Consider the following 15,061-nt stretch of genomic DNA (forward strand, 5'->3'; position numbering starts at 1 on the left):
CGCAAGATCCGGTTCCTTTCGCATTCATGGAGCCTATTCAAGCCGGATAGACGCGCGGGCGGCGGATATCGACGAAGCCGCGCGCATCGGTGCGGAATGGGAACTCCGGGGCGGCGTCGAACTCGATGGACTGACCATCGACCGTCAGGGCAAGCACACGTTTGGAATCGGGCCGGTCGATAACGCGGGCGATGGTTGCCTGAATGCCGTGGCCGTCTTCGCGCCATGTCACGTCGGCCGGCCGGAAGAAGAGCTCGGCCGGGCCGTTGGCGATATCGGGCGCATCGAAGGCGACGTTCTGGATTTCGGCCTTTTCGTTTGAAACCGTTACCTTCAAGCGGTTGGCGTCGCCAAGAAAATTCATCACGAAGGCGCTGGCCGGGGCGCGGCAGACTTCTTCCGGCGTTCCGGTCTGGACGATCCTGCCCTTGTCGAGAATGACGACGCGGTCGGCGAGGTCGAGCGCTTCGGCCTGGTCGTGGGTGACGAACAGGGTGGTGATGCCGAGTTCATCGTGGATCTTGCGCAGCCAGCGGCGCAGGTCGCGCCGCACATTGGCATCGAGCGCCCCGAACGGTTCGTCGAGCAAAAGCACCTTCGGATCGACGGCGAGCGCCCGGGCAAGCGCCACGCGCTGCCGTTGGCCGCCGGAAATCTGGGCCGGGAAACGGTCTTCAAGGCCTTCAAGCTGCACGAGACGCAGCAGATGCGCGACCCGGCTGGCAATCTCTGCAGACGAACGTTTGGTCTTCGACACCTTCATGCCGAAGGCGATGTTTTCGCCGACGGTCATATGCGGGAACAGCGCGTAGTGCTGGAACACGAAACCGACGCCGCGATGGCGCACTTCGATATCGGTGGCATTCTCGTCGCCGAAATAGATGGCGCCGCCATCGGGAAATTCGAGGCCCGCCACCATACGCAGGATCGTCGTCTTGCCGGAACCGGAGGGCCCAAGCAGCGCCACCAGTTCGCCGCTTTCGATGTCGAGCGAGACGCCATGCACGGCGCGAAACGTGTCGAATGTCTTGACGACGGTGTCGAGGCGGATTTTCACGGTGTGGTCTCCGAAATGTTTGGCGCTGTACCGGCAAGCGATGGGCGGCGGACGCGGCCGGCCCCCCGGCGCTCCAGCGCCACCTTGGCAATCAGGGTAACGACGGCAAGTGCTGCAAGGATCGATGCGGCGGCAAAGGCGCCGACAGCATTATAGTCGTGATAGAGCAGTTCGATATGCAGCGGCAGCGTGTTGGTCTGGCCGCGAATATTACCGGACACCACCGAGACGGCGCCGAACTCGCCCATCACCCGCGAATTGCAGAGAATGACGCCGTAGAGCAGCGCCCATTTGATGTTGGGCAGCGTCACGAAGAAAAATGTCTGCCAGCCGCTGGCGCCGAGCGAGGTGGCCGCTTCTTCCAGATCGCGGCCCTGCGCCTGCATCAGTGGAATGAGTTCACGGGCAACGAAGGGGGCGGTCACAAACATGCTAGCAAGCACGATGCCGGGCAGGGCGAAGAGGATTTTGACGTCGGCCGATTGCAGCGTCTCGCCGAACAGACCCTGCAGGCCATAGACGAACAGATAGGCGACGCCGGCAACGATCGGCGACACCGAGAAGGGGATCTCGATGACGATCAACAGCAGGCGACGCCCCGGGAAGTCGAACTTGGTGATGGCCCAGGCCGCTGCCACGCAGAATGCGGTGTTGATGGGAACGGCGATCAGTGCCGTCATTGCCGTCATCAGGATGGCATGACGGGTGTCGGAATTAGTGATGGTCTTGCCGAAATAGGCAATGCCCTTGGAGAAGGCTTCGAAGCCGATGACGGCGAGCGGTGCGATGATCACCAGGGCCACCAGCGTCAGCACGATGGCGATCATCGTGTTGCGAAACAGTGGCACTTCGCCGATCCGCGGCGGGCGCCTGGTCTTGGTTCTGGCTTGGGCTTTGGCCATGATCAACCCTTTACCGTGTAACGCAGGGCGCGGGTCTGCAGGAGGTTGGTGACGGCCAGCATCGTGAAGGCGGCAATCAGCATCACCGAGGCAATAGCCGCCGATGCGGGATAGTCGTATTCTTCCAGCCGGATGAAGGCGAGGAGGGCGGTGATTTCCGTGTCGAACGGCTGGTTCCCTGCGATGAAGATGATGGCGCCGAACTCGCCGAGGCTGCGGGCGAACGAGAGCGACAATCCGGCCAGCAGCGCCGGCGCCAATTGCGGCAGGATCACCCGCAAAAAGATTTCCAGGTCGCTGGCGCCGAGTGTCTGGCCCGCTTCCTCCAGCGCCGGATCAAGCTCTTCCAGCACCGGCTGCACCGTGCGCACAATGAAGGGCAGGCTTGTAAAGGCCATGGCGATGATGATGCCGAGCGGCGTGTAGGCAACCTTGATGCCGATAGCGGCAAGCGGCGCGCCGAACCAGCCATTCGAGGCAAACAGCGTCGTCAGCGCAATGCCGGCAACGGCGGTCGGCAAGGCGAAGGGCAGGTCCACCAGGGCATCGATGAAGCGCCGGCCGGGAAAGCGGTAGCGGACGATGACCCAGGCCAGGGCCATGCCGAACACCAGGTTGAACAGCGTTGCAGCGAGAGCGCAGAGAATGGTGACGCGATAACTGGCGATGGCGCGCTCGGATGACACGATCCGCCAATAGTCTTCCGGACCAAGGCTCGCAGCCTTGAAAATCAGTGCGCCGAGCGGCAGCACGACAATGATTGCGACATACACGAGTGTAATGCCGAGCGTCAGGGGCAAGCCTGGAAGAATGCGCCGTGCCAAAAACATGCCCTTTGAAAATCGAGTTTAAAAATAACGGGGAGGCCGCAGCGGAATGGGTTTCCGCTGCGGCCTCCGTTTTTCACATTCTGCGTGTGGGATCAACGATTTCCGTAGATTTTATCCAGGGCAGCGCCTTCAGCGAAATGCTCTTCCTTGATCTTGCCCCAGCCGCCGAAGACATCTTCGACCTTGAGCAGGCGGACCTCGGGGAACTGATCCTTGAACTCGGCAGCGACCGACGCGTCGTTGACCCGATTGCCGTTCGCGGCCAGAATCTTCTGGCCTTCCGGCGTGTAGAGGAAATCGAGATAGGATTTGGCCAGATCGCGGGTGCCGTTCTTGTCGACCACCTTGTCGACGATCGCCACCGGGAACTCGGCGAGAAGGCTGACCGACGGCGTGACGATGTCGAACTTGTCTTCGCCGAATTCCTTGGCAATGCCCTTGGTTTCGGCTTCAAAGGTGATCAGCACATCGCCGGTTTCGCGCTCGACGAAGGTGGTTGTGGCCGCACGTCCGCCGGTATCGAATACCGGAACGTTGTCAAAGATCTTCTTGACGAATTCTTCGACCTTGGCCGGATCGTTGGCAAATTTTTCTTTCGCATAGGCTGTGGCCGCCAGATAAGTGTACCGGGCGTTGCCCGATGTCTTCGGGTTCGGGAAAATCACCTTGACGTCATCGCGCGCCAGATCGTTCCAGTCCTTGATGCCCTTCGGATTTCCCTCGCGGACCAGGAAGGACGGGAAGGAGTAGAATGGCGACGCGTTGTTGGCGAAGTCGCTCTTCCAGTCTTCCGAAACGAAGCCACCCTTCACCAGAGCATCGACGTCGGTCACCTGGTTGAAGGTCACAACGTCGGCCTCAAGACCTTCGAGGATGGCGCGGGCCTGCTTGGACGAGCCGCCATGCGATTGGTCGATGGTAACGCCGGGATGGGCAGCGATGAAGGCTTCGTTGACCTGTTCGAACAATTCACGGGAAATGTCGTAGGATGCATTGAGCAGCTTGTCTGCAGCGGCGGCCGGAGCGGTCAAGGCCGCAAGCGCGACACCGATGAGCAGTAGACGTTTCATGAAGAACTCCCCGAGATTTGATTTCGGCTGGAGCATAGGGCGGGTGCGTGCGCGTGCCGAGGAACCCTTCTGTGAATGTTTCCATCACATTGGAAAAATATTGCCGGAAAGTCTGCAATCGCGAAACGGTGGCCTTTAACGGGTAAAAATCGGCCTGGACTTCCGAATCCGGTATATTAGCTGTTTCAATAGTTTGCCGATTTCTCTTCACAGATTTCGTTGTAGCGGGACTGCTCTGATCAACTTTGCGTAAGCCGCTGCAAACATTGACGGTTGCTTTAGACAAAAGTCGAAGATCGTCATTTTCCCGCACGGCTGGACATGAGGGGGTGAGCGTGTAATCTGCCGGATGGAGGCACGCGGATTCCGTGGAAATCGTGTGTCCGGATAAAATGGATTGAGATTGCGCATATCCGTTTTTGACCGGCCGATATCGGCCGGTGCGGTTTGTGCCCGCGGGGAGGAGCAGGTCCGGCTTTGCCGGCTGTCCGCGACAACAGAGGAGAGAACATGGATCGCCGTCTATTCATCAAGCGCGCGGCTCTCGGTGGCGTCGGCGCCGCTGCTGCCACGACGCTCGCAGCGCCTGCCATTGCCCAGAGCAATCCGAAGATCAACTGGCGCCTGGCATCGTCGTTCCCGAAGTCGCTCGACACGATCTATGGCGGTGCTGAAGTGCTGTCGAAATATCTGTCCGACGCCACGGACGGCAACTTCAAGATTCAGGTCTTCGCCGCCGGTGAACTCGTTCCGGGGCTGCAGGCTGCCGATGCCGCCGCTGCCGGCACGGTCGAAGCCTGCCACACGGTCTCTTACTACTACTGGGGCAAGGACCCGGTCTGGGCGCTGGGTGCCGCCGTTCCGTTCGCGCTCAATGCGCGCGGCATGAACGCTTGGCATTACCATGGCGGCGGCATTGAGATGTTCAACGAATTCCTGGCAACGCAGGGGCTCGTCGGTTATCCGGGCGGCAATACCGGGGTGCAGATGGGCGGCTGGTTCCGCAAGGAAATCAAGACTGTTGCCGATATGCAGGGCCTGAAGATGCGCATCGGCGGCTTTGCCGGCAAGGTCGTCGAAAAGCTCGGCGTCGTGCCGCAGCAGATCGCCGGCGGCGACATCTATCCGTCGCTGGAAAAGGGTACGATCGACGCGGCCGAATGGGTCGGCCCCTATGACGACGAGAAGCTCGGCTTCTACAAGGTGGCGCCGTATTACTACTATCCCGGCTGGTGGGAAGGTGGACCGACGGTCCATGCGATGTTCAACAAGGCAGCTTTCGATGGCCTGCCGAAGAACTATCAGTCGCTGCTGCGCACCGCCTGCCAGGCGACCGACGCCAACATGCTGCAGAAATACGACTATCTGAACCCGGCCGCGATCAAGCGTCTGGTTGCAGCCGGCGCCAAGCTCAGCCCGTTCAGCCCGGAAATCCTGGCAGCCTGCTTCGACAAGGCCAATGAGGTCTATGCCGAGATGGAAGCGACGAACCCGACCTTCAAGAAGATCTGGGACTCGATCAAGGCCTTCCGTGGCGAGTATTACCTCAATGCGCAGATCGCCGAATACAACTACGACACGTTCATGATGATCCAGCAGCGCGGCGGCAAACTGTAAGCGCTGCTCGGATACCGTCACGGAAACGAAAAACCCCGAAGCTGAGAGGCTTCGGGGTTTTTCATTGTCTGCTTTTGGAGGAAGGGGCCGGTTCGAGAACCGGCCCCTTGGGCTGTCAATTGAAAGAGGGCGGAGCGCTCAGATCGTTGGCGGGTTTCTGATCCGCCGGCTTCTGGTTGCTGCCGTCGAGCGGATTGCCGCCCGGCAACTGCAGGCCACCCGGCAGACCGAGGCCGCCGTCATTGTCGGGCAGGGCCAGCCCACCACCACCCGTTCCAAAGCCCGGCACGACGATGTTGATCGTGGCCGGATCCACCACTGCGGCATCGCCCTTGTAGTGCATGACCATCTGCGGGAACATGATGGTGAGGGCCACCATGATGATCTGGATGCCGACGAAAGGCACGGCACCCCAATAGATCTGCCCGGTTGTCACCGGTTGCGTCACCTTGCCCGTCACCTTGTCGAGGTAAGGCACCTTGGCCGCGACCGACCGCAGGTAGAACAGCGCGAAGCCGAAGGGTGGGTGCATGAAGCTTGTCTGCATGTTGATGCCGAGAAGCACCCCGAACCAGATGAGGTCGATCCCGAGGGCATTGGCTGCCGGAACGAGCAGCGGCACGATGATGAAGGCGAGTTCGAAGAAATCCAGGAAGAATGCCAGGAAGAAGACGAGCAGGTTGACCGTGATCAGGAAGCCCGTTTCGCCGCCGGGCATGGCGACCAGCAGATGCTCGACCCAGATATGGCCGTTGACGCCGTAGAAGGTCAAAGAGAATACCCGCGCACCGATCAGGATGAACAGCACGAAGGCCGAGAGCCGTGTCGTGGCGGCCAGTGCCGAGCGGATCACATCCATACTCAGCCGCCCCTTGATCGCCGCCATCACCAGCGCGCCGACCGCACCCATGGCGCCGCCTTCCGTCGGCGTGGCGATGCCGAGAAAGATCGTGCCGAGCACCAGAAAGATCAGTGCCAGCGGCGGGATCAGGACGATGATGACCTGCTGGGCAAGCCTGGACATGGCGTTGACCTTCAGGCCCTTGTCGAGAAGAGCGACGACGTAGATGAAGCCGATGCCGACGGTCGCGCCGAGAATGTCGGCGTTTTCGCCATGCGTCGGATAAAGGTAGACATGGGCGGCATAGGCAAAGCCGGCCGCGACGACGAGTGCGATCAGCAATGATGTCACGCCGGAGCCCAGCGTGCGGGCTTCAAGCGGCAGGGCCGGCATGGAATCGCGCCGGACGAAGGTCATGATCAGGATGTAGAGCATGTAGAGCCCGGTCAGAATCAGGCCGGGGATCAGGGCGCCTGCATACATGTCGCCGACGGAACGGCCGAGCTGGTCGGCAAGAACGATCAGCACCAGCGATGGCGGGATGATCTGCGCAAGCGTGCCGGACGCGGCAATGACGCCGGAGGCGACGCGCCGGTCATACCCGTAGCGCAGCATGATCGGCAGCGAGATCAGGCCCATGGCGATGACCGAGGCGGCAACGACGCCCGTTGTCGCCGCAAGCAGCGCACCGACGAAAATCACGGCATAGGCGAGGCCGCCGCGGATCGGGCCGAACAACTGGCCGATCGTATCGAGCAGGTCTTCGGCCATGCCTGACCGTTCCAGCACGATCCCCATGAAGGTAAAGAAGGGAATGGCGAGCAAAGTGTCGTTCGACATCACCCCCCAGAAGCGATCGGGCAGGGCGTTCAGCAACGGCCAGGACAGGTTGATCGAGCCGCCGGACAAGGGCGCGAGTTCGACGCCGACGATGAAGAACAGCAGGCCATTGGCGGCGAGCGAGAAGGCGACGGGATAGCCCAGCAAAAGAAAGATGATCAAGGATACGAACATGATCGGCGCGAGATTGACGGCGATGAACTCCATCATGGGCGTGCCTCCGGAACGGTGACATCGTCAAGCGGCGCGTGGGTCGGCACATAGGGCGTCGGATCGTCCATATTGCCGGTCATGATCGCCACCTTCTTGATGATTTCGGAGACACCCTGAAGCGCAAGCAGCACGAAGCCGAACAGCAGGATGGCCTTGGCCGGCCAAACGATCAGGCCGCCGGCGCTGGAGGATCCTTCCTGCGAGCGAACCGACATCAGCACGTAGGGAATAAGATAATAGGTCATCAGCAGTACGAACGGCATCAGGAAGAAGACGTGACCAAACAGGTCGATCCAGTGTTGCGTCCGGCGCGAAAACTTGCCGTAGACGACGTCGATGCGTATGTGCTCGTTCTGGCTGAGCGTATAGGCCGCCGCCAGCATGAAGGCGGCGCCGAACAGGTACCATTGCGCCTCTAACCACGCATTCGACGACATGTTGAAGATTTTTCGGATGATGGCATTGCCGGCGCTGACCAGTACGGCCACCAGGATCAGCCATGAGACTGATTTGCCGATGATCTCCGTGACACGGTCGATGAGCCTGCTGATACCGAGCAGTGCGGCCATAGACGTTTCCTCCCCCGCTAAGCTGATTGTCGATGTTTTTTTGCCAAGCACAGCCACAGTGCCGATTTCAAGCCCCGATTCAAGTCCGCGCCCGGATTTTCCGGCATAGTCCGGCAACGTCATACCAAAGTCGCATCCAGACGGTTCCGTCTTTGCCTAAAGCTTGAGCAGGAGCTGTGGGAAACCGCGTCCGGGCCTCACAACTTGTATATGAGATGCTGCGTGCTCAGGCGAAACGCCGAGTCGGTGAGACTGTGAAGAATGTTCTCACAGGGTAAGACGGGGGCTTGAAACTGCGCCGAGTTTAAGGCGGTATGGCATTCCGAAAATCCATGAGGTACGTTCGTCATGACCACGGTGATCCGCAATCCCATTCTGCCGGGCTTCAACCCGGATCCATCGATCTGCCGCGTCGGCGACGATTACTATATCGCCACCTCCACCTTCGAATGGTATCCGGGGGTGCAGATCCATCATTCGCGCGATCTGGTGAACTGGACATTGGTGCGCCGGCCATTGGAGCGGGCGAGCCAGCTCGACATGCGCGGCAATCCCGACAGCTGCGGCGTCTGGGCACCGTGCCTGTCCTATGCGGATGGCCAGTTCTTTCTGGTCTATACCGACGTCAAGCGCTTCGATGGCAATTTCAAGGACGCCCATAATTACATCGTCACCTCGCCGACTGTCGAAGGGGAATGGTCTGAGCCGAGCTATGTCAATTCGTCGGGCTTCGATCCTTCGCTGTTCCATGACGATGACGGCCGCAAATGGTTTCTCAACATGCAATGGAACCACCGCACCGAGAGTTTTGGCGGCGCGCCGAAATCCCCGGCCTTCGACGGCATCCTGCTGCAGGAATGGGATCCGGCCACGAAACAGCTCACCGGCCCGATTCGCAACATCTTTGCAGGCAGCGCGCAGGGGCTGGTGGAAGGGCCGCATCTGTTCAAGCGCGACGGCTGGTACTATCTGACCACCGCCGAGGGCGGCACCGGTTACGATCATGTGGTCACCATGGCGCGTTCCCGGACGATCGAAGGCCCCTATCAGATGCATCCGCAGACGCACCTGATTACATCGAAGGATCATCCGGATGCCTTGCTGCAAAGGGCAGGGCATGGACAATATGTCGAGACGCCGGACGGCCAGGCCTACCATACCCATCTGACCGGCCGTCCTTTGGCACCACAGCGGCGTTGCACGCTCGGACGCGAGACAGCGTTGCAGAAATGCGTCTGGGGCGAGGACGGCTGGCTCTATCTCGCACAGGGCGGCGTCGTTCCCGCTGTCGACGTTCCGGCGCCGGGCGAGGCTGCCGTCATCGAGAAACCGGCACGCATTGAAAGCGAATTCGACGGTCCAAATCTGCCTATGGATTTCCAGTGGCTGCGGACGCCGGTGCCGGAGCGGATTTTCTCGCTGACGGAAAGGCCGGGACATCTGCGGCTGTTCGGCCGGGAAAGTATCGGTAGCTGGTTCGAGCAGGCGCTGGTGGCGCGGCGCCAGGAGCATCATTCGTTCAGGGCCGAAACAGTCGTCGAATTCGAGCCGGACACCTATCAGCAGGCGGCCGGATTGACCCATTATTACAATCGTCACAAATTTCATGCGGTCGCGGTAACGCTGCATGAACAACTCGGCCGCGTAGTGACCATCTTTTCCTGCAATGGCGATTTTCCGCATAGCCGCATGACTTTTCCGGCCGGAAGCGGCGTTGCCGTCCCGTTTGGCCGGGTACACCTGGCCATGGAAATTCGCGATAACGATCTGCAGTTCTTCTGGCATCCGGACGGCTATCGCACATGGCGCAAACTCGGGCCTTTGCTGGATGCCGGGGTCGTTTCCGACGAGGGGGGACGCGGCGAGCACGGGTCCTTCACCGGGGCGTTTGCCGGGGTCTTTGCCTTCGATACCTCCGGCCGGGCGCAGGCCGCAGATTTCGACCGGTTTGCCTACGAGGCGCTGTAATCACCGGTTGCAACTTTGTGCATTGTATCAGTTAATTCTTATAATTAACTGATATCATTACAATTTTGTAATTTACGGTTTCAGTTTCCGTTCATCTTTATGGTCGTAGTTTCGGGGTGTCAAAAACGAAAGGACACCCCGATGAAACGTCTGCTGATTGCGCTGGTCGCAAGCTCCTTCCTCACGGCGCCGATGGCCTTCGCGCAGCCGGCCAAGCCCTTCGAAGTCGCCCAGGTGAAAGAACGCCATGTCGAGAAACGTGTCTATCGGCAGGGCAACACCAAAGTTGTCGAAAAGCGTGTCATCGAGAAAAAGCGCTGGGCACGCGGCCACCGCCTGTCGCCTTCGGAGCGCCGCCGTATCGCTGCGGTCAACGACTACCGACGCTACAAGCTTCGCGCGCCGCCGCGTGGCCAGCAGTGGGTTCGGGCCGGTAACGACTTTCTGCTGATCAGCGTCGCCACCGGCGTCATCGTCAATCTGACGACTCGCTGATCAGGTCGAACACGGCAAAGGGCGGCATTGAGCCGCCCTTTCTACACGGATCGCTGTCCAGCAGCCTAGCTAGCTCTTGCGGACCACTCCGTGAACGGATCCGCCAAGGCCCGCCAGCGGTCTGGTGTGAATGCGGTGGCATCGATCAGACAATCGTCGAGCTCCGCCTCCAAGGTTGCCTGGTCCATCGGGTCGGCGCCGATGAAGACGATTTCCTGGCGCCGGTCGCCCCAGACAGGATCGAGATAAGGCTTCATCATCGCAAGGAAGCCCGGGTCGTCCGGCCATTGGGTTTTCGGAACCGCCGACCACCACAATCCCATTTTCGAGGTCCGCACCATCGGTCCGGCCTGGCTGAGTTCGCCGGCGTGATGCGGCCGTGTCGCCAGCCAGAAGAAGCCCTTTGCCCGCACCACACCCGGCCATGGGCGGTGGACGAAATCGTGAAACCGTGCCGGATCGAAGGGTTTCCTAGCCCGGTAGACGAAGGAGCGGATGCCGTATTCTTCGGTTTCGGGGATGTGATCCTTGAAGCCGTGCAGTTCCTTGTACCAGAGCGGATGCTGCTCGGCCTTCTGCATGTCGAACAGGCCGGTGCCGAGAACGTCGCGCAAGGCCACTTTGCCAAAATCCGTCTCGATCAGCCGCGCATCGGCATTCAGCCCGACGATGATTTTTCGTGCGGCATCGCGCTGCTCAGGCGTCGCACTGCCCGTCTTGTTGAGGATGACGACATCGACAAACTCGATCTGTTCGACCAGCAGATCGACGAGCGTGCGGTCGTCGTTGTCTCCGGCAGTATCGCCACGGTCGGCCAGGAAGTCGGCGGAGGAATAATCGCCCAGCAGGCTGACCGCATCGACCACCGTCACCATGGTGTCGAGCCGTGCGACATCCGCGAGGCTGTTGTTGGCCTCGTCGCGGAATTCGAACGTGGTGGCTACGGGCAGGGGCTCGGCGATCCCGGTCGATTCGATCAGAAGGTAGTCGAACCGGTCCTGCTCGGCGAGCTTGCGCACCTCGTTAAGCAGATCGTCGCGCAGGGTGCAACAGATGCAGCCATTGGTCATCTCGACCAGTTGTTCCTCGGTCCGCGACAGGTTGGCGCCGCCCTCGCGCACCAGTGCCGCGTCGATATTCACCTCGCTCATATCGTTGACGATGACGGCAACCCGCAACCCGTCGCGATTATTGAGTATGTGATTGAGCAGCGTGGTCTTTCCGGCGCCAAGAAAGCCGGAGAGAACGGTGACCGGAAGTTTATCGGACATCGGTAAATCCTTTTAATGTTATACCATTACATTTGACGGCCTGAAAAAGGCGGACCTGTGCTGGTCCGCCTTTTCACGGTCTTGGGAGGACCTTTTTAGCTACCGTTGGAAAGGCAGGTTTTCAGCGATGTGCCGATGCTCTCCATCAATTGGAAATAGAGGTCGGGACCGGCCTCAAGCGTTGCCGCTTCCGGATCCAGCGTGCCGGACTTTGCCGACGTGCCTTCAAGCACGACGTTGACGAGTTTGGGTTCGAACTGCGGTTCGGCAAAAACGCAAGTGGCGCCGAGTTCGACGATCTTTTCATGGATCTGTTTCAGACGGGCGGCACCGGGCAGGGTCTCGGGGCTGACGGTGATCGATCCTGCCACCTTCACGTCGTAACGATGCTCGAAATACTGGTAAGCATCGTGAAAGACGATGAACGGCTTGTCCTTGATTGGCGCGACGGTCTCGACAAGCGACTTGTCGAGGGCTTCGAGCCGGATGTTCAGGGCATCGAGATTGGTCTTGTAGGTTGCGGCGTTGGCGGGATCAGCATCGGCCAGCGTCTTTTCGATCTCTGCTGCCATTGCCTTGGCATTGGCGGGATCGAGCCAGAGATGCAGGTCGAACTCGCTTTCGTGGTGGTGATGGCCGGCCTCATGGGCATGGCCCTCCGCACCTTCGGCGCCCGCTTCGTGCCCGTCGCCGTGATCATGGGCTTCAAAGGCGCCGCCTTCGCGGAATTTCAGTTTTTCAAGACCGGGCGCATCTTCCAACTCAACGATCTTGGCATGGGTGCCAAGCGATTCCAGCGGCTTTTCGAGAAAGGCTTCCAGTCCATGCCCCACCCAAAAGACCACATTGGCCTTTTCCAGCGCCGAAGCGTTCGAGGGTTTCATGCTGTAGGTGTGGGGGGAGGCGGCGCCTTCGACAATCAGCTTAGGTTCGCCGACGCCCTGCATGATAGAGGCGACTAGGGAGTGAATCGGCTTGATCGAGACGACGACATTGGGAACTTCGGCATGGGCGGTGCCGGCTGCCAGAAGCATGGAGGGGGCGAAAATCAGCGCCGATGTCAAAAGGAGGGAATTTTTCAGGCTCATGCGGGTACTCCTGTCTTGTAAATCAATGTAATGTTATTACATCAATTGCGTTATGCTATAACGTGTGGCATAGCGGCTGGCAACACCCCATCCGGATTTTTTTGATGCTGAATTTCCATAAGTCCGATCAGTCACCGCTCGTCTCGCTCAACAATGCCGGCATTCGGCGCAATGGCCGTTGGCTGGTGCGCGGCGTCGAGTTCTCGATCAGCCGTGGCGAGATCGTCACGTTGATCGGTCCCAACGGCTCCGGCAAGTCGACGACGGCCAAGGCCGCGATCGGCGTGCTGAAGCCGGACGAAGGCTGGGTCGAGAAGCTGCCGGGTCTGAAGGTCGGTTATGTGCCGCAGAAGCTTTCGATCGATTGGACGCTTCCACTGACCGTCGAGCGGCTGATGACGCTGACCGGACCGCTGAAGGGACGTGAAGTCGAGGAAGCGCTGCATTCGACCGGTATCGCCCATCTCGCCCGCGCCGAGGTGCAGCATCTGTCCGGCGGCGAGTTCCAGCGCGCCCTGCTTGCCCGCGCCATTGCCCGCAAGCCGGATCTGCTGGTGCTCGACGAGCCGGTGCAGGGCGTCGATTTTTCCGGCGAGATCGCGCTTTACGACCTGATCAAGTCCATCCGCAACAAAACCGGCTGCGGCATCCTGCTGATCTCCCACGATTTGCACGTGGTGATGGCCGAGACCGATACGGTGATCTGCCTCAACGGCCATGTCTGCTGCCGCGGCACACCGCAGATGGTCAGCCAGAGCCCGGAATATCTAAAACTGTTCGGCAGCCGCGCCGCCAAATCGCTCGCCGTCTACAGCCACGACCACGACCATACCCATCTGCCGGATGGCCGCGTATTGCATACCGATGGCAGCATTACCGAGCATTGCCACCCCGATGACGGCCATCATCATGGCGACCATTCGCATGACGATCACGCCACACGTGATCATGTGCATGGGCCGGATTGCGGCTGTGGTTACAAGAGCCGCCTGCAGGGCTACGATACCAAGGAGAGCGGCCGTGTTTGATGATTTCTTCACCCGCGCTCTCATCGCCGGCATCGGGCTAGCCATCACCGTTGGTCCGCTCGGCTGTTTCGTCATCTGGCGGCGCATGGCCTATTTCGGCGATACGATGGCCCATTCCGCTTTGCTCGGTGTAGCGCTGTCGCTGCTGCTTGATCTCAATCTGATGCTCAGCGTCTTCATCGTCGCGGCTGCCGTGTCGCTGCTCCTCTTGCTGCTGCAGAAGCGCGGTGCGCTTTCCACCGACGCTTTGCTTGGTATTCTCTCGCATTCGTCATTGTCGATCGGCCTCGTCATCGTCGCCTTCATGACCTGGGTGCGGATCGATCTGGTCGGCTTCCTGTTCGGCGATATTCTTGCGGTCTCCGAGGCGGATATCGATCTGGTCTGGGGGGGCGGCATTCTCGTACTCGCCGCGATCGTCTATCTCTGGCGGCCGTTGCTTGCCTCCACCGTCAACCCCGAACTGGCCGAGGCCGAGGGCCTGCAGCCTGAGCGGGCGCGGCTCTATTTCATGCTGCTGATGGCACTGGTGATTGCCATCGCCATGAAGATCGTCGGCATCCTGCTGATCACCTCGCTGCTGATCATTCCCGCAGCGACTGCCCGCCGCTTTGCCACATCGCCCGAGATCATGGCGGTGCTCGCATCGGTCATCGGCGCGCTGGCGGTCACCGGTGGGCTTTTCGGCTCTCTGCATTTCGATACACCGTCCGGCCCGTCGATCGTGGTTGCGGCGATGGGGCTTTTCGTGCTCAGTCTGCTGCCGTTCGGCCGCAACAAACAGGCGGAGACGGCGATACACTCGACGCATGGAGGACATCACTGATGGCGGCACAACAACTCACCAAGAACCAGTCGCTGGTCCTCGACACGCTCAATCATGCCGATGGCCCACTCAGCGCCTACACCATCCTCGACAAGCTGCGTGATCACGGGTTTCGCGCGCCGCTGCAGGTCTACCGGGCGCTCGACAAGCTGTTGGAATTCGGCTTGATCCACAGGCTCGAAAGCATGAATTCCTTCGTCGCCTGTGCCCATCCTGATCATCACCATCACCATGATCATGGTGTGACGGCCTTCGCCATCTGCGAGGACTGCGGCCAGGTGACCGAGATGCATGACGAGGCAATGGAGGCGCGTCTGTCGGTGCTGGCCGGCAATCAGCATTTCAAGACCGAAAAGACCACGATCGAGATTCGTGGCCACTGCCAGAACTGCACGGCTGAATAGACGGGCGAGCGCCTGATCCAGCTTCACTTCTCGCCCGCCAAC

Annotated in this window: 14 protein-coding genes; 6 read left to right on the forward strand and 8 right to left on the reverse strand. The window is 60.2% G+C overall.

The window, feature by feature from the left end; genetic code table 11:
• Positions 1-37: 37 nt before the first annotated feature.
• The 4 genes from ACP7BS_RS03170 to ACP7BS_RS03185 all read right to left on the reverse strand — a co-directional run bounded on the left by ACP7BS_RS03170 (position 38) and on the right by ACP7BS_RS03185 (position 3,859).
• A complete protein-coding gene (locus ACP7BS_RS03170; RefSeq protein WP_426236040.1) occupies positions 38-1,057 on the reverse strand; it encodes a sulfate/molybdate ABC transporter ATP-binding protein in 1,020 nt (339 codons plus the stop codon).
• A complete protein-coding gene (gene cysW, locus ACP7BS_RS03175; RefSeq protein WP_426236042.1) occupies positions 1,054-1,959 on the reverse strand; it encodes a sulfate ABC transporter permease subunit CysW in 906 nt (301 codons plus the stop codon). Before cysW ends, ACP7BS_RS03170 begins: the two co-directional genes overlap by 4 nt.
• 2 nt (positions 1,960-1,961) lie before the next feature.
• The gene (gene cysT, locus ACP7BS_RS03180) at positions 1,962-2,783 is read right to left on the reverse strand and encodes a sulfate ABC transporter permease subunit CysT (protein ID WP_426236044.1); all 822 of its coding nucleotides are present in this window, start codon (positions 2,781-2,783) and stop codon (positions 1,962-1,964) included.
• Between the two features lie 98 nt (positions 2,784-2,881).
• A complete protein-coding gene (locus tag ACP7BS_RS03185; RefSeq protein WP_426236046.1) occupies positions 2,882-3,859 on the reverse strand; it encodes a sulfate ABC transporter substrate-binding protein in 978 nt (325 codons plus the stop codon).
• A 510-nt stretch (positions 3,860-4,369) separates the two neighbouring features.
• Here ACP7BS_RS03185 and ACP7BS_RS03190 point away from each other — a divergent pair.
• Positions 4,370-5,476 carry a TRAP transporter substrate-binding protein gene (locus ACP7BS_RS03190; RefSeq protein WP_426228005.1) on the forward strand — a complete coding sequence of 369 codons (1,107 nt, stop codon included), beginning with the start codon at positions 4,370-4,372 and terminating at the stop codon, positions 5,474-5,476.
• A 115-nt stretch (positions 5,477-5,591) separates the two neighbouring features.
• Here ACP7BS_RS03190 and ACP7BS_RS03195 read toward each other — a convergent pair whose 3' ends face one another.
• Together ACP7BS_RS03195 and ACP7BS_RS03200 are read right to left on the reverse strand one after the other, a co-directional pair.
• Positions 5,592-7,367 carry a TRAP transporter large permease gene (locus tag ACP7BS_RS03195; RefSeq protein ID WP_426236048.1) on the reverse strand — a complete coding sequence of 592 codons (1,776 nt, stop codon included), beginning with the start codon at positions 7,365-7,367 and terminating at the stop codon, positions 5,592-5,594.
• Positions 7,364-7,939, reverse strand: a complete 576-nt coding sequence (locus ACP7BS_RS03200) for a TRAP transporter small permease subunit (protein WP_426228009.1) — start codon at positions 7,937-7,939, stop codon at positions 7,364-7,366. Before ACP7BS_RS03200 ends, ACP7BS_RS03195 begins: the two co-directional genes overlap by 4 nt.
• 357 nt (positions 7,940-8,296) lie before the next feature.
• On the opposite strand from ACP7BS_RS03200, the gene ACP7BS_RS03205 reads away from it, so the two are divergent.
• Together ACP7BS_RS03205 and ACP7BS_RS03210 are read left to right on the forward strand one after the other, a co-directional pair.
• Entirely contained in the window at positions 8,297-9,907 is a 1,611-nt protein-coding gene (locus ACP7BS_RS03205; protein ID WP_426236473.1) for a glycoside hydrolase family 43 protein, read from the forward strand.
• Positions 9,908-10,048: 141 nt separating this feature from the next.
• Positions 10,049-10,402, forward strand: a complete 354-nt coding sequence (locus tag ACP7BS_RS03210; RefSeq protein WP_426228011.1) for an RcnB family protein — start codon at positions 10,049-10,051, stop codon at positions 10,400-10,402.
• Positions 10,403-10,467: 65 nt separating this feature from the next.
• Here ACP7BS_RS03210 and ACP7BS_RS03215 read toward each other — a convergent pair whose 3' ends face one another.
• Together ACP7BS_RS03215 and znuA are read right to left on the reverse strand one after the other, a co-directional pair.
• Positions 10,468-11,673, reverse strand: a complete 1,206-nt coding sequence (locus ACP7BS_RS03215) for a GTP-binding protein (protein ID WP_426236050.1) — start codon at positions 11,671-11,673, stop codon at positions 10,468-10,470.
• 95 nt (positions 11,674-11,768) lie between these two features.
• Complete coding sequence (gene znuA, locus ACP7BS_RS03220; protein WP_426236052.1) at positions 11,769-12,761, reverse strand: zinc ABC transporter substrate-binding protein ZnuA; 993 nt, start codon at positions 12,759-12,761, stop codon at positions 11,769-11,771.
• A 104-nt stretch (positions 12,762-12,865) separates the two neighbouring features.
• On the opposite strand from znuA, the gene ACP7BS_RS03225 reads away from it, so the two are divergent.
• The 3 genes from ACP7BS_RS03225 to ACP7BS_RS03235 are packed head-to-tail and all read left to right on the forward strand — an operon-like array spanning position 12,866 to position 15,019.
• Positions 12,866-13,789, forward strand: coding sequence for an ATP-binding cassette domain-containing protein (locus ACP7BS_RS03225; RefSeq protein ID WP_426236054.1), 924 nt, complete (start codon positions 12,866-12,868; stop codon positions 13,787-13,789).
• Positions 13,782-14,615, forward strand: a complete 834-nt coding sequence (gene znuB, locus ACP7BS_RS03230; protein ID WP_426236056.1) for a zinc ABC transporter permease subunit ZnuB — start codon at positions 13,782-13,784, stop codon at positions 14,613-14,615. The genes ACP7BS_RS03225 and znuB overlap by 8 nt, the downstream gene beginning before the upstream one ends.
• Positions 14,615-15,019, forward strand: a complete 405-nt coding sequence (locus ACP7BS_RS03235) for a Fur family transcriptional regulator (protein WP_426228020.1) — start codon at positions 14,615-14,617, stop codon at positions 15,017-15,019. Before znuB ends, ACP7BS_RS03235 begins: the two co-directional genes overlap by 1 nt.
• The last annotated feature ends 42 nt before the right edge of the window (positions 15,020-15,061 follow it).

The sequence above is a fragment of the Pararhizobium sp. DWP1-1-3 genome, from assembly GCF_049896125.1.
Lineage (GTDB): Bacteria > Pseudomonadota > Alphaproteobacteria > Rhizobiales > Rhizobiaceae > Pararhizobium.